The sequence below is a fragment of the Pseudomonas sp. Marseille-QA0332 genome, from assembly GCF_054950175.1.
On the sequence record NZ_CM143106.1, the window covers coordinates 1206661 to 1230946 of the forward strand.

The 24286-nt window shown below is 68.4% G+C and carries 7 protein-coding genes; 1 reads left to right on the forward strand and 6 read right to left on the reverse strand.

Annotated elements, in window-relative coordinates; genetic code table 11:
• Nucleotides 1-62: 62 nt before the first annotated feature.
• From ACY8GK_RS05800 to ACY8GK_RS05825, 6 genes are all read right to left on the reverse strand, one after another.
• A complete protein-coding gene (locus ACY8GK_RS05800) occupies nucleotides 63-296 on the reverse strand; it encodes a PLD nuclease N-terminal domain-containing protein (protein ID WP_196178678.1) in 234 nt (77 codons plus the stop codon).
• A gap of 152 nt (nucleotides 297-448) precedes the next feature.
• A complete protein-coding gene (locus ACY8GK_RS05805; protein ID WP_462402561.1) occupies nucleotides 449-1402 on the reverse strand; it encodes a methyltransferase in 954 nt (317 codons plus the stop codon).
• Nucleotides 1402-2757 (reverse strand): iron-containing redox enzyme family protein, encoded by a 1356-nt coding sequence (locus ACY8GK_RS05810; RefSeq protein ID WP_462402562.1) that lies wholly within the window; start codon nucleotides 2755-2757, stop codon nucleotides 1402-1404. Before ACY8GK_RS05810 ends, ACY8GK_RS05805 begins: the two co-directional genes overlap by 1 nt.
• Before the next feature lie 17 nt (nucleotides 2758-2774).
• Complete coding sequence (locus ACY8GK_RS05815) at nucleotides 2775-2966, reverse strand: hypothetical protein (RefSeq protein ID WP_196178671.1); 192 nt, start codon at nucleotides 2964-2966, stop codon at nucleotides 2775-2777.
• 56 nt (nucleotides 2967-3022) lie between these two features.
• Complete coding sequence (locus ACY8GK_RS05820; RefSeq protein ID WP_196178670.1) at nucleotides 3023-3193, reverse strand: con-10 family general stress protein; 171 nt, start codon at nucleotides 3191-3193, stop codon at nucleotides 3023-3025.
• A gap of 179 nt (nucleotides 3194-3372) precedes the next feature.
• Nucleotides 3373-3651, reverse strand: coding sequence for a hypothetical protein (locus ACY8GK_RS05825; protein WP_462402563.1), 279 nt, complete (start codon nucleotides 3649-3651; stop codon nucleotides 3373-3375).
• A gap of 95 nt (nucleotides 3652-3746) precedes the next feature.
• Here ACY8GK_RS05825 and ACY8GK_RS05830 point away from each other — a divergent pair, with 95 nt between their 5' ends.
• Complete coding sequence (locus ACY8GK_RS05830) at nucleotides 3747-24182, forward strand: BapA/Bap/LapF family large adhesin (RefSeq protein WP_462402564.1); 20436 nt, start codon at nucleotides 3747-3749, stop codon at nucleotides 24180-24182.
• Nucleotides 24183-24286: the final 104 nt, after the last annotated feature.

Consider the following 24286-nt stretch of genomic DNA (forward strand, 5'->3'; position numbering starts at 1 on the left):
GCCCTGCCAGCCGGCCAGGTTTGCCTTCAGGCCGGCAGGGCCCGACCAACGGTCATGCCCGATCAGCCCTTGCTGTGTTCCGGAGAGCTCGGTCCGGTCCCGCGCTTGATGCCGCGTGGCCCCAGCAGGCCCCACAGCGCCAGGCCAAGCACCGGCAAGGCGAGGATGATCACGGCCCACATCACCTTGGTGGCTTCTGACTTTTGACTACGGAACACACTGACGATGGCCCACACGTCCACCAGCAGGATGATCACTGCAACCGCTACCCAGAAATACATCGATACTTCGCCCATGGCGTTCTCCTCTGTCAGGCTCAGTTGTCATTATCGGCAGGTCAGTCCAGGCAGTGCCGGGACGACCGGCCGCATACCGGCAAGCCAGCCCGCCCAGCAGCTCGACGGGAAGCTCTTGTTCCATACTCACGCTGCCGGAGCGGGTCATGGCGCTACTGCGCCCGGGTCACGGTGAGCGCCACGGCCGCGATCCGCTCGACCGCTTCGTAACCGGGTTCGAGCAACTGCTCGCCGAACACGTCCGGATCGATTTCCCGATAGACCCATTGCCAGCCAGGACCGCCAAGTCGTTCGCGGATCTGCTCGAGGAAGGCGTCGCGGCCCTCGACGATGGCGATGCCGGTGTACAGCAGCAGGCTGCCGCCGGGGCTGAGGCGCTGGCAGGACTGCTCCAGGATACGCAAGGACAAGTCCATGCCCAGCGTGCCACCGCCATGGCGGTAGGTCCGCTCCTGCTGGTCGATCATGTAGGGCGGGTTGGCGACGATCAGGTCGAAGGTGCCAGCGACTCCATCGAGAATATCGCTTGGCGCCACCGAAACATTCTTCAACCCCGCCAGCGCTGCGTTGATCGTGGTGTAGCGCAAAGCCAGCGGGTTGATGTCTATGGCGCTGACCTGGGCCTGGGAGGCCGCCTTGGCGATCAGCAAGGCACCGACTCCGCTGCCGCAACCGATATCCACGGCATGTTCGACACGATGGTAATGCTCGCGCAGGTGCTCGCCGATCACCTGCGCGAAACGGTAGCTGTCGGGACCGAAGAACACCGCATCGGTACGCTCGGTCGGAAACCCGGAATGAACCAGCAGCAAGTCGTCCAGGCTCGACCAGCGAACCTGGCTGCGCAGCAGGTTGCCTTCGTCGCTCAGCACATTGGCGCTCCACATCTGCTGGAGTTCGTCGCTTGACACCAATGAAGGCGCGAATGGCCGGTTCCAGCCGAACACATCGCGCAAGGTGTGTGCCTGCCGCGCACCCGGTCTGGCATTGTTGCGCTCGTGGGTGGCGGGCGTGACGCTGGTAAAGCGATAGCCGTCGGCCTGAAGGCGACGGCCGAGCTGCAGCAAGGCCGTATCGGCCTGGATCTGCTCTTCGGACAACTGCATCAACAAGGTCTCCCTTCGGCGAGGCCGGTCTGGCGAATATAGGCACGAGTGGCCAGCAGGCCGGCCGGCAGCGCATGCCGGTTGCCTGCCATCTGTTCGGTGAGTTCGGCGGTCGACAGGCGCGAGCGCGCGCGGCTGCCCTGCTCATCGATCTGCAAGGCCGCCTCCCAGCTGCCTGGCATCACTCGACGCGGCGCCGGGCCTTGCCAGTCCGCCGCGATCCAGTCATGCCACAACTGCCGCTCGTAGGGGCTGAAGACGCCGAACATGGGCGCGGTGGGGCCTTCCATCAGGCGGAAGAAGCGGCTCTCCAGCGGATCGGCGGCGCGCCTCACCCAGCGCTGCGCCTGCAGCGCTTCGAGAAAACTCGCCATGTCCTCGCCAGGGGCCAGCCACTGGTTGATGGTGCGCCCTTGCAGCCGACAGTGATCGGCGTGCATGAACTGGCCGAACACGCGCTTGCGCTCCAGGGCATCGACCAGCTCCTGTTGCAGGTCGAAGGAGGCGATCAGCGACGGGGTGTCGATGCCCAGATCATTGAGACGATAACCCTGGCGCACGCGTTCGTAGAAGCGCGCGGCGTCCTCCGCCGGGCACAACTGGTGCAGGGCTTCGATGGATTTGCGCGCGTGTCCGCTGGCGGCGTTGTCGATCGTCACGTGAAGCTGGAAGTAGAAACCGTCGATCCCGAGCTCCGCCAGCTCGTAGGTGGTGATCAGCAGGTGCAGCGGAGGTTGCTCGTAGCCCAGGTTGTAGCCGATCACCTCCGGCAGGAAAGCATCCCCGTGCATGCCCAGGGCCAGTTGCACGGCACCTTGCAGGTAGCGTGCATCATCCATCGGCACGGGTTCTAGGCAGCCGAGCCGACTCAGCAGACGCTGGTAGATCAGCACATGGTTGCTTCGTGGGTCGCCGTCGCCCAGCTCTTCGAGGTAGGTACGGATCAGACCGTGATAGCGCGGGTCCTGCCAGTGACTCAGGGTGCTATGCAGCCAGGCGCCATCGACCACCTTGGTCGGTGCGACTTGCTGGAGGAAAAACAGCGCCTGGGAGCGGTTGGCGAAATAACGGCGTGGCGCGCCTTGCTGGCGAGCCTGCAGGTAGACGGCGTATTCGCCTGCCACCTTGGCGGCGTGGTCGGCGGTCCACTGGTCGAGCGCTTGCGGATCGTCGGGCAAGTCGTCAGCCATCGACCGGGTCCGCTCGAGCAGCTCCGCCAGCCAGTTCGCGCTATCGACCGGCTCGCCAGCCAGCAGGGCCTGGTAGCGCGCCTTGCAGGAATCCGGCGCGCCCGCCGTGGTAGATGCCGTCGCGGGCGCCAAGGGCTTTGTCACCGTTCGGGTCATGACATTCATGACTCGGCCTCCTGGGATCAGTTGTCTTGCTCTTTGGAAGGCATCGGCTTGGGATCAGGCGCGGCCTGAGTAACCGGTTTGTCGGGTTGCTGCATCTGCAGCGAAGGCTTGCTCGGGTCCGAGTCCTTTGCCGGATGGTCGGAGCGGTCGAAACAGCCGCCAAGCAGGACCAGGCTGCCCGACAGGCAGATCGTGAGCGCAGCTCGCATGTGAAACCTCCTGAATCAAGCGCGCGGTACCCGGGCGAGTACCGCGCCGTACTCACTTACGAGCGACCACCCTTGCGGCCGGATTCCTTGCCTTGGTCCTTCGATGCGCCACCCGAGCTCTGACCGCCCTTGCGTCCGGCTTCCGAAGCCTTCTGCCGGTCGTTGGCGAAGTTCCCCGGATTGCTGGAACCGCTGTGGCTACCACTTCCTTTTTGATTGCTGGCCATGATCAATCACCTCGTGTGGATTCCGGAAAGCACGACACCGGGTCGTACATGGATTCGGAGTGAGCGATTCAGTACTGATTCGCTTTATTTACAGGGCAACTGACCAGTGGCGACAAATAAAGGTTCGAATGAATAGCATCCAGCAAAAAACTTGCACGCCAATTAATATCAAAGTGCTATCAAGCGATTATATAGCAACTGGCCATTTTTCCTTTTTGGAATGAGAAAGCCGTTGCTAGTGACAAATTCTTGTCGTAGAAAAATCCCGACGAATGGTTGTTAAGTTTTTGATACACCTGTAGCCCCCGTTTTACATAGCGCTCCAGCGAGGAGGTCCAACTAGAAAATAAACCGATACAGGGACAGACATTTAATTGACGCCAGACTTCCCAAATTTCTCGAACTATAAAAATCGGATCCAGATGGTCATCGATCAAGGCTGGAGTCAGGAGCTTCATCGTGCCTTCCTCGGTCAGCCGACAGGCGAGTCCAGGGATGCTGGAAAGGCTACGAGTCCGACTTCGGCAGTTCAGCTAACGGGACAGGAGTCGCCATGGAAAACATCGTCGTTGCCGACAAAGCTACATCCCAGATCACCGCCAACGCTTGGGGCGATCTCCAGTTGACAGGGCCAGGCGTGGTGGAAATGCCCATCGCACCCGCCCAGGTCGCTTCCGTGAGCCGAAATGGCCAAGACCTGATCATCAACCTCAAGTCCGGCGAGCGGGTGAACATCGGCAACTTCTTCGCCACCTCCGCCGACGGTGTCCAGAGCGATATCGTCTTCAGCGGCGAAGACGGCACGCTGTGGCAGGCCCAGTACAGCAACGAACCATTCACCGGCTTCACCTTCGCCGAGGTCTCCTCGCTCGACGAGCTGCTGGCAGGCGAAGGCGTCATCGAGGCGAACCAGACCTTCGCCTTTGCAGGTCTCGGGCTGCTCGGCGCGGGCGGCGCCGCCGCTGCGGCTTCCGGCGGTGGCGGTGGCGGTGGTGGCGATGGCGCGGCGCCGCTGCCCGCCCCACCTGGCAATCTGAGCGTGTCGGACGATGGCCTGAACCTGACCGGGACGGGCATCCCAGGTACGACCATCAACGTGCGTGGCACCGACGGCACCTTGCTCGGCAGCACGGTGGTGGGAGCCGACGGCAACTTCTCGGTGCCGCTCGAGGGCATTCCCAGCAACGGCCAGCAAGTGATCGTCGACCAGACCGATCCCAACGGCAACACATCCGAAGGCGTACCGGTCACCCTGCCCGATCTCACCGCCCCAGCGGCGCCGAGCGACCTGGCGCTCAGTGCCGACGGGCTGACCTTGAGCGGTAACGGCGAGCCCGGCGCCACCGTGACCGTGCGCGACGCCAGCGGCAATGTGCTGGGAACGGCCGTGGTCGCCGCCGACGGCACGTTCGCCGTCTCCCTCGATAGCGCCCAGCTCGACGGCCAGATGCTCTCGGTGGAGCAGGCCGACGCGGCTGGCAATGTCTCGCTGTCGACCGGCTATGTCGCGGCCGATGCCACCGCGCCTGGTGTCCCGACCAACCTGCTGGTCGGTGCCGACGGGCTGGCGCTCACCGGCAACGGCGAGCCAGGCGCGACGGTCACCGTGCGCAGCGCCAATGGCACGCTGCTCGGCACCGCGCTCGTCGCCGCCGACGGCACCTTCAACGTCACGCTCGGTGCCGCCCAGCTGGATGGCCAGACCCTGCAGGTCACCCAGGCCGACGCGGCCGGCAACGTATCGCCTGCGGCATCGGTGGTAGCGCCCGTTGGCGCCGATGCGCCGGCCGCGCCTGCCAACCTGGCACTCAGTACCGATGGCCTGACACTGACGGGCAGCGGCGAACCGGGCGCCACGGTGACCGTGCGCAGCACCGATGGGCGCGTGCTGGGTACCGCCGTAGTCGCCGCCGACGGCACCTTCAGCGTCCAGCTGGGCAGCCCCCAGCTCAATGGACAAGCCCTGAACGTGGTCCAGACCAACCCTGACGGCCTCACTTCGCCTGCCGCATCCCTGGTCGCGCCGGATGCGACCGCTCCGGCCGCGCCTGGCGGCCTGCAACTGAGCGCCGATGGCCTGGTTCTGAGCGGGACTGGCGAGCCTGGTGCTCGGGTGACCGTGCGCGGTGCCGATGGCAGTGTGCTCGGCACTGCCGTGGTCGGTGCCAACGGCAGCTTCAGTGTCGACCTGGACAGCGCTCAGACAGCTGGCCAGGTGCTCTCGGTGCAGCAGACCGACGCCGCCGGCAATGTCTCGCCTGTCGCGTCCTTGACCGCGGGCGACGATACCGCGCCAGAGGCCCCGGCCAACCTGGTGCTGGCAGACGACGGCCTCAGCCTGACCGGTACCGGCGAGCCTGGAGCTACCGTCACGGTGCGCGATGCCAATGGCGACGTGCTCGGCACCGCCGTGGTCGGGGCCAATGGCGTCTTCAACGTTACCCTGGGTACTGCCCAGCTCGATGGACAACTGCTGTCGGTGGAGCAGGCCGACGCGGCCGGCAACGTTTCGCCAACAGCCACGCTGGTCGCCAATGACCTCACTGCGCCTGCCGCGCCCACCGGTCTGCTGGTCAGCACCGATGGCCTGAGCCTGAGCGGCCTCGGCGAGCCCGGTGCCAGCGTGACCGTGCGTGCCGCCGATGGCACGCTGCTGGGTACTGCCCTGGTAGCTGCCGATGGGACCTTCACCGTCGAACTGGCCAGCGCCCAGCTCGAGGGACAGCGACTGAGCGTCGAGCAGACCGATGCGGCCGGCAACCTGTCGCCCGCCGCCACTGCCCTGGCGCCAGACGGCGCCGATGCGCCTGAAGCCCCGAGCAACCTGGCGCTGAGCGCCGATGGCCTGACCTTGACGGGCAATGGCGAGCCTGGCGATACCGTGACCGTGCGCGCCGTCGACGGCACCGTGCTCGGCACCGCGGTGGTCGCCGCCAATGGCAGCTTCAGCGTGACCCTCGACAGCGCCCAGCTCAATGGCGAGACCCTCACGGTCACCCAGACCGATGCCGCCGGCAACACCTCACCGTCTGCCGCGCTGACCGCCGCCGACCTCACTACGCCCCTGGCCCCGACCGATCTGCAACTGAGCGCCGATGGCCTGGTTCTCACCGGCACCGGCGAGCCGGGCGCCACGGTGACCGTGCGCACTGCCGAAGGTACTGTCCTGGGCATTGCCGTAGTGAGCGCCGATGGCCGCTTCAGCGTCGAGCTCAGCAGTGCCCAGCTCGACGGCCAGCAATTGAGCATCGGGCAGGCTGACCCAGCGGGCAACGTTTCGCCGTCTGCCAGCTTTACCGCCACCGATGTGACTGCCCCCGCCGCGCCAACCAGTCTCTCGGTCAGCCAGGACGGCCTGTCCCTCAACGGCTCCGGCGAGCCGGGCGCTACCGTCAGCGTCCGCGATGCCGATGGCAATGTGTTGGGTACGGCGGTAGTGGCCGCCGACGGCACCTTCGTCGTCACGTTGGACAGCGCCCAGCTCGAAGGCCAGGCGTTGACCGTCGATCAGACGGATGCCGCTGGCAATGTCTCGCCGCCCACCTCGGCCATCGCGCCGGATGGCGGGGACGCACCGGCCGCCCCTACCAACCTGGCGCTGAGCGCCGATGGCCTGACCTTGACGGGCAATGGCGAGCCTGCCGATACCGTGACCGTGCGCGCCGTCGACGGCACCGTGCTCGGCACCGCGGTGGTCGCCGCCAATGGCAGCTTCAGCGTGACCCTCGACAGCGCCCAGCTCAATGGCGAGACCCTCACGGTCACCCAGACCGATGCCGCCGGCAACACCTCGCCGTCAGGCTCGCTGACCGCTGCCGACCTCACTGCGCCCCCGGCACCGACCGATCTGCAACTGAGCGCCGATGGCCTGGCTTTGAGTGGAACTGGCGAGCCTGGCGCCACGGTCACCGTCCGCGCCGCCGATGGCCGCGTGCTCGGCAGCGCTGTGGTCGCCGCCAACGGTGCCTTCAGCGTCGCCCTGGACAGCCCTTTGCTCGATGGCCGGGCAGTTGCCGTCGAGCAAGTGGACCTAGCCGGCAACGTTTCGCCGACCGTTTCCTTCAGTATCGAGGACGTCACCGCGCCTGATGCACCGACCAACCTGCTGGTCAGTAATGACGGCCTGACCCTGACCGGCACCGGCGAAGCCGGCGCCACGGTCACCGTGCGTGGCGCCGATGGCACCGTTCTGGGCACTGCGGTAGTCGCCACCGATGGCACCTTCAGCGTGGCCCTGGCGACGGCCCAGCTCGACGGCCAGGTGCTGAGCGTCGACCAGGCCGATGCCGCCGGCAATGTTTCGCCGAGTGCTTCTGCCTTGGCGCCGGATGGCGCCGACGCCCCGGCCGCGCCGACCGACCTGTCGCTCGGCGCTGACGGCCTGACCCTCACCGGCAACGGCGAGGCGGGTGACACCGTCACGGTGCGCGGTGCGGACGGCAGTGTGCTCGGCACTGCCGTGGTCGGCGCCGACGGCACCTTCACCGTCGTCCTCGATGCCGCCCAGCTCAATGGCGAAGCCTTGACCGTGGTACAGACCAATGCGGCCGGCGAAACTTCGCCATCCGCTTCCCTGGTAGCTACGGATGTCACGGCGCCCGCAGCTCCGACAGACCTGCAACTGAGCGCCAATGGCCTGCTCCTCAGTGGTGCCGGCGAGCCGGGCGCCAGCGTGACAGTGCGCGGCGCCGATGGCAGCGCGCTGGGCACGGCCCAGGTCGGCGCCGATGGCCGCTTCGACATCCGCCTGGACCGCCCCCAACTCGATGGCCAACGGCTCACGGTTGAACAGGTCGACCAGGCCGGCAACCTTTCGCCTTCCACCACGCTAAATGCTGCGGACGTCACTGCCCCGCAAGCACCGACCAACCTGCTGGTCGGCAGCGACGGCCTGAGCCTGTCCGGTAATGGCGAACCCGGCGCTCAGGTCACCGTGCGCGCGGCCGATGGCGCCGTGCTAGGCACCGCCGTGGTGAATGCCGACGGCACCTTCAGCGTGGTGTTGTCCAATGCCCAGCTGGACGGCCAGCCGTTGACCGCAGAACAGGCCGATGCCGCTGGCAATGTCTCACCTCGCGCCTCGGCCTTCGCCCCGGATGGCGCCGATGCGCCCGAGGCACCGACCGGCCTGGCGCTGAGCGCCGACGGCGTGACCCTGACCGGCACCGGTGAGCCCGGTGCCAGCGTCACCGTGCGCGGTCCTGACGGTCGCGTTCTAGGCACGGCGCAGGTCGCGGCCGATGGCACTTTCAGCGTGACCTTGGACAGCGCCCAGCTCGACGGTGAGGCACTGAGCGTGGTGCAGACCGACGCGGCCGGCAGCACTTCGCCATCCGCTTCGCTGATCGCGGCGGACATCACCGCACCGCAGGCCCCGACCAACCTCCAGCTCGGCGCCGATGGCCTGACGGTCACCGGCACGGGTGAAGCTGGCGCTAGCGTCACGGTGCGCGATGCCTCGGGCGCGGTCCTGGGCAGCGCAACCGTCGCCGCGGATGGCACTTTCAACGTGGCGCTCGGCACTGCGCAGCTCGATGGCCAACGACTGGCCGTGACACAGGCCGACCGCGCCGGCAACCTGTCGCCTTCCGCTTCCCTGCAGGTTGCCGACGTCACCGCGCCACTAGCGCCGAGCAATACCCAAGTGAGCAACGATGGCCTGAGCCTGAGCGGCATTGGCGAGCCCGGCGCCACGGTTACGGTCAGCGCCGTCGACGGCAGTGTGCTAGGTACCGCCCTGGTGGGTGCCGATGGTGCGTTCAGCGTCACCTTTGATACCGCCCAGCTTACCGGTCAGGTGCTGACCATCGTCCAGGCGGATGCCGCCGGCAATATCTCGCCTGCGGTGACCGCCACCGCGCCGCAAAGCGCCGAGGCGCCACCGGCGCCGGCTGGCCTGCAACTGAGCGGCGATGGCCTGATCCTGACCGGGACCGGCCAGCCTGGCTCGAGCGTGACCGTGCGCGCCGCCGATGACAGCGTACTGGGTACGGCCGTGGTTGGCGCCGATGGCCGTTTCAGCGTCAACCTGGCCAGCGCGCAGCTCAATGGCGAAAACCTGCAAGTCGTGCAGACCAGCGCCGATGGGCTCGATTCGCCCTCGGCTGCGCTCACCGCCGCGGATGTCACCGCGCCGCCTGCGCCTGGCAACCTGCAACTGAGCGCCGACGGCCTGATCCTCACCGGCAGCGGCGAAGCCGGCGCGACCGTGATCGTCCGCGCGGCCGATGGCAGCGCCCTGGGCAGCGCCGTGGTGGCACCGGATGGCCGCTTCAGCGTGACCCTGGGCGCCGCCCAGCTCGACGGCCAGGCCCTGACGGTCGAGCAGGCCGACCGCGCCGGCAATCTGTCGCCCGAAGCGCCCTTCACTGCCGCGGACGTCACCGTGCCTCAGCCGCTGAGCAACGTGCAGGTGAGCAACGACGGCCTGTCCCTCAGTGGCAATGGCGAACCTGGTGCGACCGTCACCATTCGTGGCCCGGACGGCACCGTGCTGGGCAGCGCGCCGGTTGCGGCGGATGGCACGTTCAGCGTGACCTTCGCCAGCGCGCAATTGCAAGGTCAGGTGCTCAGTGCCGAGCAGGCCGATGCGGCTGGCAATGTCTCGCCCGTGGTCATCGCCGTTGCCCCCGAAGGCGCCGAGGCGCCGGAACCGGCTAGCGGCTTGCAGCTGTCGGCTGATGGCTTGACTCTCACCGGTAGCGGCGAACCCGGTACCACCGTGACCGTGCGTGGTCCTGATGGCAACGTGCTCGGCACGGCGCTGGTCGCGGTCAACGGCACCTTCAGCGTGAACCTGGCCGCCGCGCAGCTCAACGGCGAAACCCTCAGCGTCACGCTCACCGATGCCAACGGCAACAGCTCGCCGTCCTCCTCGCTGGTCAGCGCCGACGTCACCGCGCCTGGCGCACCAACCGATCTGCTGGTGAGCAGCGATGGCCTGACCCTGACCGGCACCGGCGAACCAGCTGCCACCGTCCTGGTCCGTGGCACCGACGGTGTGTTGCTGGGTACCGCCGTGGTCGCTGCGGATGGATCTTTCAGCGTCCGCCTGGGCGCGGCCCAGCTCGATGGCCAGACCCTCGACGTGACCCAGCGCGATACCGCCGGCAACCTCTCCGCGCCCGGCTCGGCCACCGCACCAGTCGGTGCCGATGCTCCGGCGGTACCGACCGGCCTACAACTGAGCGCCGACGGCCTGACCCTGACCGGCATCGGTGAATCCGGCGCGACCGTGACCGTGCGCGACGCCAACGGCGGCGTACTCGGCACGACGGTAGTCGCTGCCGATGGTACCTTCAGCCTGCCGCTGAACAGCGCGCAACTGGATGGCCAGACCCTGAGCGTCGTGCAAACCGACGTGAACGGCAACAGCTCCCCTTCGGTCAGCCTGACGGTCGCCGACGTCACCGCGCCTGCCGCGCCGTCCAACCTGCAGGTGAGTGCCGACGGCACCCTTTTGACCGGCAACGGCGAAGCCGGCGCGACCGTGACTGTCCGTGGTCCGACCGGGGTCGTGCTGGGCACCGCCCTGGTCGCTGCCGATGGCGCGTTCAGCGTGTCTTTGAACGCCACCCAGCTGGGCGGCCAGACCCTGACCGTCGATCAGGTCGACGCGGCGGGCAATCTTTCCCCGTCGTCCAGTGCCCTGGCACCGGTGGGCGCCGATGCGCCGCAGGCGCCGAGCGACCTGCAGCTCAGCGCCGATGGCCTGACCCTCACGGGCGCCGCCGAAGCCGGCACTACCGTGACCGTGCGTGGCCAGGGCGGGACGCTGCTAGGTTCGGCGATAGTCGCGGCCGACGGCTCGTTCAGCGTTCCCCTGGGTACTGCCCAGCTCAATGGCGAAACCCTCAATGTCGTGGTGGCCGATGCCGCCGGCAACGCCTCGCCATCCACCGCGCTGGTCGCTGCCGACCTCACGGCCCCGGCCGCCCCCGCCAACCTGCAGGTCAGCGGCGATGGGCTGACCCTGAGCGGTACCGGCGAGCCGGGGGCCGCAGTCACCGTGCGCGCTGCCGATGGGCGCGTGCTAGGCACGGCGCAAGTCGATGCCACTGGCAACTTCAGCGTGACGCTGGATACCGCCCAGGTCGACGGCCAGCTGCTGTCCGTGGAGCAGGCCGATGCGGCCGGCAACCTGTCCGCCGTGTCCAGCGCCACCGCTCCGGCCGGTCCCCAAGCCCCAGGCGTGCCTTCTGGCCTGGTGGTCAGCGCCGACGGCCTGAGCCTGTCAGGCACCGGCGAGGCCGGCGCCACGGTCAGCGTACGGGGCGCGGATGGTGGCCTGCTGGGCAGCGCCGTAGTGGCTGCCGACGGCCGCTTCAGCGTGCCGCTGGCCACCGCCCAGCTCGATGGTCAGACCTTGACCATCGTCCAGGCCGATGCCGCTGGCAATGCTTCGCCTTCCACGACCCTGACCGTTGCCGACATCACCCCACCTGCCGTGGCCAACGGTTTGCTGGTCAGCGCCGACGGCCTGAGCCTCAGCGGCACTGCCGAGCCCGCCTCGACCGTGAGCGTCACGGTCCTGGGCAATGGTGGCGTCGTGCTGGGCACGGCCCAGGTCGCGCCCGATGGGACCTTCACCGTTGTCCTCGGTAGCGCCCAGCTCAATGGCCAGACTCTCAACGTGGTACTCACCGATGCTGCTGGCAATGCCTCGCCGTCTGCCTCGGTGCTCGCCGCCGACCTGACCGCCCCTGGTATCGCGACCGGCTTGCTGGTCAGCAGCGACGGCCTGAGCCTGACCGGCCTCGGCGAGGCCGGCGCCACCGTGACTGTGCGCGGCGCTGACGGCACGCTGCTCGGTAGCGCATTGGTCGGATCGGACGGGACCTTCAGCGTCACGCTGGCCCCCGCCCAGGTCCAGGGACAGGCGCTGTCGGTGACCCAGGCCGATGCTGCCGGCAATGCGTCGGCCGCCGCTTCCACCACGGCGCCTGATGGCCCCGACGCGCCAGCGGTGCCTGCCGCGCTGCAACTGAGCGCCGATGGCCTGACCTTCAGTGGCACCGGCGAGCCAGGGGCCAGCGTCACCGTCAGCGCCGCCGACGGGACAGTGCTGGGGAGCGCGCTGGTGGACGCCGACGGCACTTTCAGTGTCGACCTCGACAGCGCCCAGCTCGACGGCCAGGTGCTCACGGTCACCCTGAGCAATGCGGCCGGCACCTCGCCATCGCTCACTTTCGAAGCATCGGACATCACTGCGCCCGCCGCGCCGGCCCAATTGCAGTTCAGCGCCGACGGCGCGAGCCTGAGCGGCACTGCCGAAGCCGGCACGACCATCCAGGTCCGGGGGCTGGGCAACGCCCTGCTGGGTACTGCCGTGGCCGATGCCGAGGGCAACTTCACCGTCACCCTGCTCCCCGCCCTCGACCAGGGTCAGCCAGTGAACGTGGTGGCGCTCGACCCTGCCGGCAACGCTTCGCCGTCCACGCCGATCACGGCGCCCGGCACCCCAGCCGACACTACCCCGCCTGGGGTGGCGCTCGACCTGGCCATCGATGCCAGCGGCAACATCCTCACTGGCCGTGGGGAAATTGGCGCGCAAGTTACCGTGACTACAACCGCAGGCGTGGTGCTTGGCACCGGGCTGGTTGGCAGCGATGGCCTGTTCAGCGTGGCCTTGGCTCCGGCGCAAGACCTCGGTCAGCCCTTGAACGTGATCTTGACCGACAGCTTCGGCAACGCCTCTGCGGTGGCGAGCCTGCTCGCCCCGCTGCTCGGCCAGCCACAGGCGCCCACCGAGCTGGCGTTCAGCAACGATGGTCAGTTCCTCAGCGGCCGCGCCACGCCGGGCCTGCGCATCTATATCCGCAGCCTGACAGGCGTACTGCTCGGCACCGCGGTGGTCGCTGCCGACGGCACCTTCAATGTCGGGCTCGATCCGGCCCAGGCCAACGGTGATCCGGTCGACGTGCTGGTGAGTGACGCGAGCGGCAACCTGGCGCCAGTCGAAGTGCTGACCTCGCCGGACATCACGCCACCGACGCCGGTCACCGCACTAGTGGCCAGCCCGCTGGGCAACAGCCTCGCTGGCAAGGGCGAGGCAGATGCGACGGTGAGCGTGCGCGACCAGGCCGGCACGCTGCTCGGTAGCGGCACGGTGGGTGCCGATGGCAACTTCCTCGTGTCGCTGGCGCCCCCGGTGGCCGAAGGCACCCTGTTGTCGGTGATCCAGGAAGATGGCGCCGGCCTGATCTCGGCCGAGGCGACGGTCACGGTTCCCGATGCCAGCGCCCCGGCCCCGGCAACCGAGGTCACCCTTGCTGCCGACGGCGCCACGGTCAGCGGAACCGGTACCGCGGGCAGCACCGTCGAGGTCCGCGATGGCGCGGGCAACGTGATCGGCAGCGTGGTCGTGGCAGACGACGGCTCCTTCAGCGTGCCGCTGGATACCCCACGCACCAATGGCGAACAGCTCGACGTGGTGCTGGTCGCGCCAGGCGGTGAAGCATCGCTGCCGACCTCCATCACGGCCGAAGACACCACCGCCCCGGCCGAGCCCGACGACCTGACGATCAACCCCAACGGGGTGCTGCTGTCCGGGCGCGGCGAGATCGGTGCGACCGTCACCGTGCTCGATGCCGACGGGGCGGTAATCGGTACCGGCCAGGTCGGTCCGACGGGCAGCTTCAGCGTGACGCTCGATACCGCGCAGAACCAGGCCCAGCCATTGCAAGTCACCTTGACCGACACCGCGGGCAACGTCTCCACGCCGGCTGCGATCACCGCGCCGAACGTCTCCGATCCGCTGCTGCCAGGCGACCTGGCGCTCGATCCGGCCGGGACCCAGCTCAGCGGCATTGGCCAGGCCGGCTCCACGGTCACGGTGCGCGACGAAGCGGGTACGCTGCTGGGTTCGACCACGGTCGCCATGGATGGCCGCTTCAGCGTGCCGCTGGATAGTGTGCAGAACAATGGCCAGTTGCTGCAGGTGGTCGCCACCACGCCTGCCGGTCAGAACAGCGCGCCGGTCGGCTTCGTCGCGCCTGACACGCTCGCGCCAGACCCGGTGCTCGACGCCACGCTCAATACCGCTCGTGACGTGCTGACCGGTACCGGCGAGCCCGGCGCGCAGGTCAGCGTGCGCGACAATGCCGGCACCCTGATCGGTAGCGCCACGGTCGCACCCGATGGCAGCTTCAGCGTGACGCTGTCGCCGGTGCCCGCGGCGGATGCGCCTGTACAAGTGGTCCAGGCCGACCCGGCAGGCAACCTGTCCGAGCCGGTCACTGCCGCCGGCGCGGACCTCACGCCGCCCGACGCGCTGATCAATGTGGCGATTTCCGCCGACGGCTCGGTCGCCTCGGGCAACGGCGAGGTCGGCGCGACCGTCCTCGTGCGCAACGCCGCGAACGAAGTGGTGGGCACGGGCGTGGTGGGCGGCAACGGTCGCTTCGAGATCAGTCTCGCTCCGGTGCAGGCCAACGGCCAGGCACTGACCCTGACCCAGACCGATGTCGCGGGCAATGTATCGCCAACCTTCGCCATCACTGCGCCTGATGTGCAGCCCCCAGCCGCGGCCAGCGGCTTGGCGCTGGCGGCCGACGGCGTCAGCCTGAGCGGCACTGGCGAGGCTGGGGCCACCATCAGCGTGCGCAACGGCGCAGGCGACGAGATCGGTACTGGCGTGGTCAGTGCCGACGGCAGCTTCAGCGTCACCCTGGACGAGCCCCAGCTCGATGGCCAAGCCTTGACCGTGGTACAGATCGACGGCGGCGGCAACGAATCGGCCTCCGCGCCGCTCACCGCGCCGGACAGCACCGCCCCGGCCACCGTGGCCAACCTGGCGGTCGCGGCCAATGGCACGAGCTTGAGCGGCACCGGCGAGCCCGGCGCCACGGTTACGGTCACCGGAGCTGGTGCTGCCGTGCTCGGCAGCGCCACGGTGGCCGCCAATGGCAGCTTCAGCGTCACCCTGGTGCCAGCGCAACTCAATGGCCAGGCGCTCAGCGTGGTCCAGACCGACGCGAGCGACAACCCTTCACCCGCCGCGACAATCAATGCGCCTGAAGTCGTCCTGGCACAGCCGAGCGACACCGCCATCGATGCGACCGGCACCTTGCTCAGCGGTACCGCCCAGGCTGGCGCGACCGTGGAGGTGCGGGCTGCCGATGGCAGTCTGATCGGCAGCGCGACGGTTCCGGCCGGTGGCGCCTTCGAGGTGACGCTGGATACGCCGCAGCTCGATGGGGAGACCCTCGAGGTGGTAGTCATCGGCACCGATGGCCGCACTTCGGTACCCCTGACCGTCACTGCCGACGACGTCACGCCGCCCTCTGCGGCCACCGACTTGCAGATAAGCGCCGACGGCTCGCAGGTGTCGGGGAGCGCCGAGCCAGGCAGCATCGTCAGCGTGAGCCGTGCAGGCACCTCGCTGGGCAGTGTCAGCGTCGATGACACGGGCGTCTTCGTCATCACCCTCGAGCCGGCAGCCGTGCCAGGCGATGCCTTGAGCGTTTCGACCCGCGATGCGGCCGGCAACGAAGCGGCGGACGTCGATCTGGCCGGCCCGACCGGGACCGAACCGAGTGCGCCAACTGGCCTGGCATTGTCCGCTGGCGGCACCATCCTGACCGGTACAGCGACGCCCGGCAGCACGGTCACGGTCACCGGCGCCGGCAATCAGGTACTTGGCAGCTCGGCCGTGGTGGGTGCCGACGGCGCCTTCAGCGTTACCCTGGCATCGGCCCAGACCAACGGTGAAACCCTCTTCGCCAGTGCCAGCCTCGGTGGCCAGGCATCGGTACCGAGCACGCTGGTGGCCGCTGACACCACCGCGCCGCAGGCACCGGGTACATTACAAGTGGCCAGCGACGGCAGCGCGGTGAGTGGCCGTGGCGAGCCCGGTGCACAAGTGACGGTCAGCAACGCTGCCGGTAGCGTGCTGGGCACGGCGACGGTGGCCGCTGGCGGTGCGTTCAGCATCACCCTGACGCCGGCCCAGGCCAACGGCCAGGCGCTGACGCTGGTCCAGACCGATGCAGCCGGCAATGTCTCTGGCGCGGCGACGGTGACCGCGCCGGACCTCCAGCCGCCCGAGGCGCCAACCGGCGTCGCCATCAACGCGGCAGGTACCGTGGTCAGTGGCCGCGGCGAGGCCGGCGCGACGGTCGAAGTCCGCGAGCCTGGCGGCACGCTGCTGGCCAGCGGCACGGTGGACGCGAGCGGCAACTTCCGCGTGACCCTGCCACAAGCGCAGCTGACCGGTGCCGCCTTGCAGGTGCTGCTGGTCGACGCCGGCGACAATGCTTCGGCACCTGTCGACCTGGCCACCGCCGACCGTACGCCGCCGGCTGCGGCGACCGAGCTGGCCCTCAGTGGCGATGGCAGCATCTTGCTCGGTCGCGGTGAAGCAGGCGCGGTCGTGGAAGTGCGCGGGGCGGACGGCACCTTGATCGGTACCGCCACCGTCGCTGCCAATGGCCAGTTCAGTGCCTCGCTCGTGCCAGCTCCGGCCAATGGCCAGACGATCGAAGTCACCCAGCGCGACGCCGCGGGCAATGTCTCGGACGAAGTGCTGCTGAGCGCGCCGGACATCAGCGCGCCAGCGGCCCTGACCAACGTCGCGATCAACGCCGATGGCTTGATCGTGACCGGCAAGGGCGAACCGGGCGCCACGGTGTTCGTGCGCGGGGCCGATGGCAGCGAACTGGGGAGCGCGCTGGTGGGAACCAACGGTTCGTTCAGCGTCACCTTGAGCACGGCGCAGATCAACGCCGAGATACTGACCATCAACCAGGAAGACCCACCTGGCAACGAAGGCCCGTCGGTCACCCTCACCGCACCCGACCGGGTGCCGCCGGAGGCGCCCGCCGACCTGGCGATCAGCGCCAATGGCCTGCAGGTGACCGGGCGTGGCGAAGCCGGCAGTACCGTGACCGTCAGCGATGCCGCGGGCCGAGTGCTCGGCAGCGGCGTGGTGGCTGGCAACGGCCAGTTCCAGGTCACCTTGGGCCAAGCCCAGGTCAACGGGCAGAGCCTCGACGTCACTGCCCGCGACGCCGCGGGCAATGCCTCGCCGAGCGCCGTCCTGGTCGCGGGCGACAGCACCGCGCCTTTGGCCGCCTCGGCCCTCACCGTCGCAGCCGATGGCGCGGCGCTGACCGGGCTTGGCGAGCCAGGTGCCGAGATCACCGTGATCAATGCCGCGGGTACGCTTCTGGGCACCGCCACGGTAGCCGCCAATGGCACCTTCAGCGTGGCCCTGGTGCCGGCGGTTAGCCCAGGCGTGGTGCTCACCGTGGTGCAAAGCGACCAGGCAGGCAACGACTCGCCGCCCGCGCAAGTCACCTCCCCCGGCGAACTGGCTCCGGCCACGCCCAGCGAGCTGGCGCTGGCCAACGACGGCCGTACGCTCACCGGTAGCGGCACGCCGGGTTCGAGCGTGGCCGTGCACGGGCAGGACGGGCAACTGCTCGGTTCGGCTCTGGTCAACCCCGACGGCAGCTTCAGGGTGCTGCTCAGCCCTGCCCAGCTCAACGGTCAAGTGCTGACCGTCAGCGCCAGCAACGCCGAAGGCTACGGTTCGGAGTCGGCCCAGGTCACTGCCGCCGACGTCACCGCACCGGTGGCGCTGACCGACTATCGACTGTCCGTGGACGGGCTGACCGTCAGCGGCCGTGGCGAAGCCGGCGCGACCGTGACCATCAGCGCTGCCGATGGCCAAGACCTGGGCACCGCCGTGGTTGGGGCCGATGGTCGCTTCAGCGCCACGCTGCGAACTGCCCAGCTCGACGGCCAGGTGCTGAGCCTGACCCAGACCGACGCTGCCGGCAACGAGTCGCCGGCCGTCACCGTCACTGCCCCAGACCGTGTGGCACCGCTGGCGCCCACCGAGGTTGCCATCAACCCGAGCGGTACCTTGGTGAGCGGGCGTGGCGAAGCTGGCACCACGGTGACCGTGAGCAACGCCGCCGGGACGGTGCTGGGCACCGGCGTGGTCCGGGTCGATGGCAGCTTCTCGGTGTCGATCACGCCGCCGCAGATCAACGGCCAGGAGCTGGACGTCACCTTGACCGATGCCGCGGGCAACGTGTCGCCTATCGCTGATGCGACCGCCTCGGACAGCGTGGCTCCCGACGTACTTGGCAACCTGGTGTTCAACGGCACCGGTGCCTCCATCACGGGGCGTGGCGAGGCAGGCGCGACGGTCACCGCGCGCAATGCCTTCGGCGATGTCCTGGGCACCGTGGTGGTAGGCCCGACTGGCGCCTTCACCCTGACGCTGACGCCAGCGCAGACCAACGGCGAGGTCCTCGAACTGGTGCAGGTCGACCGTGGCGGCAATGCTTCTGCAGTGGCCAGCCTGACAGCCCCTGACAGTACCGCGCCGCTGGCCCTGCAAGGGGTGGTCATTGACGCTGCCGGGAGCGTGGTCAGTGGCGCTGGCGAACCGGGCGCGACGGTCACCGTGCGCAGCGCCGCCGGTACCGTGCTGGGCAGTGCGCAGGTGCTGGCCGACGGCACGTTCAGCGTGACCCTCGACACTGCACAGATCAACCTGCAGTCGCTGCAGGTTCAGCAGGCCGATGCCCAGGGCAACCTGAGCCCGGTCACCACCCTCAGCGCACCTGACCTGACGCCACCGGCCGCGGTCGCCAACCTGCAGATCAACGCCGCGGGCACGCAAATCACCGGTACCGCAGAGATCGGCGCCGAAGTCCGGGTCAGCCTGGTCAGCGCAGAGGTCATCGACACCGTGGCGGTCAACCCCGACGGAACCTTCACCCTGGTGCTCGAGCCCGCGCTGGTCAACGGCGAGCAGCTACAAGTCGTGGTAGTGGATGCCGCCGGCAACCTCTCCCCGGTCAGCGACCTGAGCGCACCGGATATCACCGCGCCGGCACCGGTCGGCGACCTGACGATCAACGCGGCAGGCAACCAGGTCACCGGTAGCGGGGAACCCGGCGCCAGCGTCGAAGTGCTGCTCGGCACCACCAGCCTTGGCACGGCGACCGTCGCAGCCGACGGCAGCTTCACGGTCGACCTGGCCACGGCCCAGCTCAACGGCCAGCAACTGAGCGTGATCCAGACCGATGCCGCCGACAACGGCTCGCCGGTGGCCACCGTGACTGCACCGGACACCACTGCCCCCGCGGCGCCCGCCGCGATCGCGCTGAGCGATAGCGGGCTGACGCTGACCGGGACTGGCGAAGCCGGCGCCCGGATCCAGGTGCTGGGCCCCGACCGCACCGTATTGGGTGTGGCGCAAGTCAACGCCGACGGCACCTTCAGCGTCGACCTGGCGGGCGCGCAGCTCAATGGCGAGGTGCTGAGCATCCTGCAGGTGGACCCGGCCGGCAACTTCTCGCCGACGGTGCTGTTCGAGGCCGACGACGTCACTGCGCCAGCCGCGGTGGCCAACCTGGCCTTGAGCGTCGATGGCCTGACCCTGGTCGGCACGGGCGAGCCGTCCGCCACGGTGAGCGTGACCAGCGCGGCCGGTACGCTCGGCAGCGTACAGGTGGGCACCGACGGCAGGTTCTCGGTGCCGCTCAACGCTGCTCAGCTCAACGGGCAGACCCTGAGCGTGGTACAGACCGACGAAGCAGGCAACGCTTCGTCGGCCGCAGAGCTGGTGGCTGCCGACGTGACCGCTCCAGACCAGCCGCGGATCACCGACATTCAGCCTGGCTACATCACCGGCGTCACCGAAGCCGGCGCGATCGTGAGCGTCACTGCCGGTGGTGTGCCGATAGGCACCGCCACGGCCGGCGTCGACGGCCAGTTCGCCGTGGTCTTCGAGGCGGACCAGAACACCGGCGCGGTGCTGACCGTGACGGTCACCGACGCGGCCGACAACACTTCGCAGCCGCTGCTGGTGGAATCGCTGGACACCACCCCACCCGGCCCGGTGACCGACCTGCGGCTCAACACCGGCTTCACCCAGCTGTCCGGGTTCGGCGAGGCGGACGCCACCGTCTTCGTCAGCCTGAACGGCAGGCAGATCGGCACAGCAGTGGTGGCAGCCGATGGCACCTTCGTGGTGGACCTCACCGAGCAAGTCTTCACGGCCCAGCTGTTGGCCGTGATCCAGCGTGACGAGAGCGACAATCCGTCGCCTGCGACAACGTTGATCGTGCCACTGGCCCCTCCACCCGAGGCGCCGAGCGACCTGGCCTTGAACGAGACAGGTAGCGTGCTGAGCGGACGCGCGCCGCTGGGCACCCGCGTCGAAGTACGCAGCGCGGATGGCTCGGTGCTGCTGGGTTCGGCCACCATCGGTGCCGACACTGCCTTCAGCATCACTCTGGATCCGCCACAGGCTAACGGGCAGACCTTGTCGGTCACCTCCTACCTGCTGCTCGGCGGGGTCGGCTCCCAGGCCACCTTCATCACCGCCGACGACATCACGCCGCCGGCAGCCTTGGCCAACGTCGCGGTGAATAGCGCCGGTACGGTAGTCACCGGCACGGGTGAAGCGGGCGCCACGGTGATCATCAGCAACAGCGCAGGTGTCGAACTGGGCCGCGCCCAGGTCGCCAATGGCGGTGTGTTCAGCGTCACCCTGGGCACGGCGCAGACCAACGGCCAGGTACTGACCGCAATCCAGGTCGATGCCAGCGCCAACACCTCGCCAGCGGTCCAGGTGACCGCCCAGGACACCACGCCACCGGCGCCCGCCAGCAACCTGGTGCTCAACGCGGCCGGCACCTTGCTGACCGGGGTCGGCGAAGCTGGCACCACGGTGCAGGTCACCAGCGGCAACGCGGTGATCGGTACTGGCGTGGTGGCAGCCAACGGTACCTTCAGCATCGTGCTCAGCCCGGCGCAGGTCAACGGCCAGGCCCTGGGCGTGACGCTGACCGATGCCGCCACCAACGCCTCGCCGGTCGCCAGCCTCACAGCGCCCGACACCACGCCACCCGCGGCGCCAAACAACCTGGCGATCGTTGGCAATGGCCTGCAGCTGACCGGTAACGGGGAAGCAGGCGCCATCGTCACGGTCACCAACGCGGCCGGCAATTCGCTGGGCAGTGTCCGGGTAGCAGCCGACGGCAGCTTCACCGTACTGTTGGCCAGCGCCCAGACCAATGGCCAGGTACTGACCGTGCGCCAGGCCGATGCGGCGGGCAACCAGTCGCCGACCGTCAGTGCCACGGCCAGCGACACCACGCCCCCAGCGCTGGCCGGCAACCTGGCCGTCGCGGCCGGCGGCGCCAGCCTGACCGGTACCGGCGAGGCCGGCGCCAGGGTCACGGTGACCAATGCCGCCGGCACCGTGCTCGGCACCGCTACCGTCGGGACCAACGGGCAGTTCACGGTCACCCTGACGCCGGCCCAGAACGATGGGCAGCTGCTCAACGTGCGCCTGGCCGATGCCGCGCAGAACGTCTCGGCGCCAGCCACGGTGACCGCGCCAGACACGACGCCGCCAGTGGCGCCGTCCAGCGCGCTGGTCAATGCCTCCGGCACGCTGGTCAGCGGCACCGGTATCGCCGGCGACCGCATCGTGATCAGCAGTGGCGGCAGCCAGCTCGGCACGGCGGTGGTGGCCGCCAACGGGACCCGGGCGCTGGCGCTCAACCCGCCACTGACCAACTACCAGGCCCTGGCCATCACCCAGCTCGATCCGGCCGGCAACGTCTCGCCGACGCTGACCATCAACGCGCCTGACCTCACGCCTCCGGCCGCCGCCGGTGCGCTACGGCTGAGCACCGATGGGCTGACCCTCTCCGGCACTGGCGAAGCGGGGGCCACCGTCACCGTCAAGAGCGCCACCGGCAGCGTGCTCGGCACCGCAAGCGTGGCCGCCAACGGTACCTTCAGCGTCACCCTCGCCAGCGCGCAGATCAACGGCGAGACGCTGACGGTGAATGTCGTCGACGGCCGTGGCAACCAGTCGCCAGCCGCGACCCTGGTGGCACCGGATGTGGACTTCGATCGTCCAGTGGTGGCCAGCGATGACCTCAAGGTGGCCACGGTCACCCTGGCGCCGATCACTACCTCATCCACCAAGGTAGAAACCTTCCCGACCTTGATCGGGTTGGGCTTCAGCCACACCTTCAACTTCACCGTGGCCAGCGGCACCACCGCCCGGCCGACCCTGACCCTGAACGAAGGCGGCGTGCTCAACCTCAACACCAATGCCACCTTCACCTTGCAGGTCAAGGATGCCAGCGGTACCTGGCAGACCATCGGCACGGCCAGCGCCAACGGCAGCCTGCTCAACCTGGAGGTGCTGGCCGGTTCTGGCGTGCGGATCAGCGCGGGCACCCTGCAGGCCGGTGAATACCGCTTGAACTTCGCCAGCAACAGCCTGACGTTGGTCACCAACATCGTCTCCAACCTGCGCCTGGACGTCACCAGCCTGACCCAGTTCCAGGGCACGGCTGGCGCCGCGGTCACTGGCAATGTGCTGACCGACATCGGTGTCGACGGTACCGCCGACATCACCGGGCCGGACAACGGCGCGGTACTGCGGGTGCAGAATGGCGGCTCCGGGTACGTCAACGCGGGCAGCGGCATCGTCGTCCAGGGACTGTACGGGACCTTGACCATCAATGGTCAGGGTGCCTACAGCTACCAGGCCAACAGCAGCGCCAGCAGTGTCGGCAAGGTCGACGTGTTCAACTACCAGCTGGTGCACCCCAACGGCCTGAGCGACACCGCGACGCTGTATGTGCGGATCGACAGCCCGCAGGCCACCGAAGTCTGGAACAGTGCCAACCTGGCGGCCCCGGCGCTGGTGGTCGATGCCACCAACGACATCGCCAGCACCGGCATCACCCTGGCCAACCTGGTGACCACCACGACCACCAACCTGGGCAGCGTCACGTCGCTGGTCGGCCTCGGTGGCAATGGCGCCTACAACTTCTCGGTAGCTGCCAACACCATCAGCGATCTGACCCTGACCCTGACATCGGCTAGCCTTGCCTCGCTGGCCGGTTCGGTGAACCTGAACCTGTACAAGCTCAACACCGCGACCGGCCAGTACGTGCTGGTGAAGAACTGGACCGGTGGGTCGCTGATCAGCCTCGGCGGCGGCAGCCAAGGCGTGGTGATCGAGGACCAGACCCCTGGCAGCTATCGGGTCACCCTCTCGGTCGGTGGCCTGTCGGTGATCAGCAGCATCGGCCTGAGCGTCACCAACGTCGCCACCCATACCAACCAGTTCGTGGTCGGCAGCTACACCCCGGTCACCGGGAACCTGCTCACCGATACCGCAGGCGGCGGCGCGGACGTGCTCGGCTCGGCCTTCACCACGCTGGCCGTGCTGGCCGCCGGCAGCTATGTGCAGCCTGGCTACAACGGCACCAGCGTTGCTGGCACCTATGGCACGTTGCTGGTCAAGGCCGATGGCAGCTACACCTACGCGCTCAATTCAGGCTTGAGCTCCACGGTGATCGGCCAGTCCGATGTCTTCACCTACCGACTGACCCACCCCAACGGCACCAGCGACACCGCGACCTTGACCATCGACCTCGACCAGGCCGGTGCCAGCGGCGCGCGGATGGCCGTGGCCAGCGTCGAGAGCGACGACTCGACGTTCGCCACGCTGGCGGCGAGCAGTGGCGAGGACGCATTGGCCGGGACCGACGCCGATGACACGCTCGATGCCAGCCACGCCGGCGCCGTCACGCTCGATGCGGGTGCCGGCGACGATACCCTGGTCGTCAGCGACCTGGACTTCGTCTCGGTGGCCGGCGGCAGCGGTACCGACACCCTGCTCTGGGCTGGCGGCGACGCGGCGATCGACCTTGGTTCGCTACAGGATCGATTGAGCAGCCTCGAGGTCATAGACCTCAACGCTGACAGCGCCGTCGATCTGACCATCAGCCTCGAAGACCTGGTGGCCATCACCGACGCCGACCAGGACACGCTGCTGATCAAGGGCACGGAACAGGACAGCGTTCACATGTCTGGCAACTGGACGGCCGAAGGGACGCAACTGTCCGACGGCCTGACTTACACTCAATACACGCCACAGGAGGATCCGAGCCACCATCTCTGGGTGCAGAACGGCGTACAAGTGGTTTGATACAGGACAGTCGCAGGCGCCGGGTCGGTGAGCAGTCACCGGCCCGGCGCCTAGCGTCGGAATCATGGAAGTAAGGGAATAATGTGAATTCAGCCTATGCCCGA

Excerpts from the sequence above, each read along its gene's own strand:
- ACY8GK_RS05800 (WP_196178678.1), bottom strand. The coding sequence starts at position 296 with ATGGGCGAAGTATCGATGTATTTCTGGGTAGCGGTTGCAGTGATCATC.
- ACY8GK_RS05805 (WP_462402561.1), bottom strand. The coding sequence starts at position 1,402 with ATGCAGTTGTCCGAAGAGCAGATCCAGGCCGATACGGCCTTGCTGCAG.
- ACY8GK_RS05810 (WP_462402562.1), bottom strand. The coding sequence starts at position 2,757 with ATGAATGTCATGACCCGAACGGTGACAAAGCCCTTGGCGCCCGCGACG.
- ACY8GK_RS05815 (WP_196178671.1), bottom strand. The coding sequence starts at position 2,966 with ATGCGAGCTGCGCTCACGATCTGCCTGTCGGGCAGCCTGGTCCTGCTT.
- ACY8GK_RS05820 (WP_196178670.1), bottom strand. The coding sequence starts at position 3,193 with ATGGCCAGCAATCAAAAAGGAAGTGGTAGCCACAGCGGTTCCAGCAAT.
- ACY8GK_RS05825 (WP_462402563.1), bottom strand. The coding sequence starts at position 3,651 with ATGAAGCTCCTGACTCCAGCCTTGATCGATGACCATCTGGATCCGATT.
- ACY8GK_RS05830 (WP_462402564.1), top strand. The coding sequence starts at position 3,747 with ATGGAAAACATCGTCGTTGCCGACAAAGCTACATCCCAGATCACCGCC.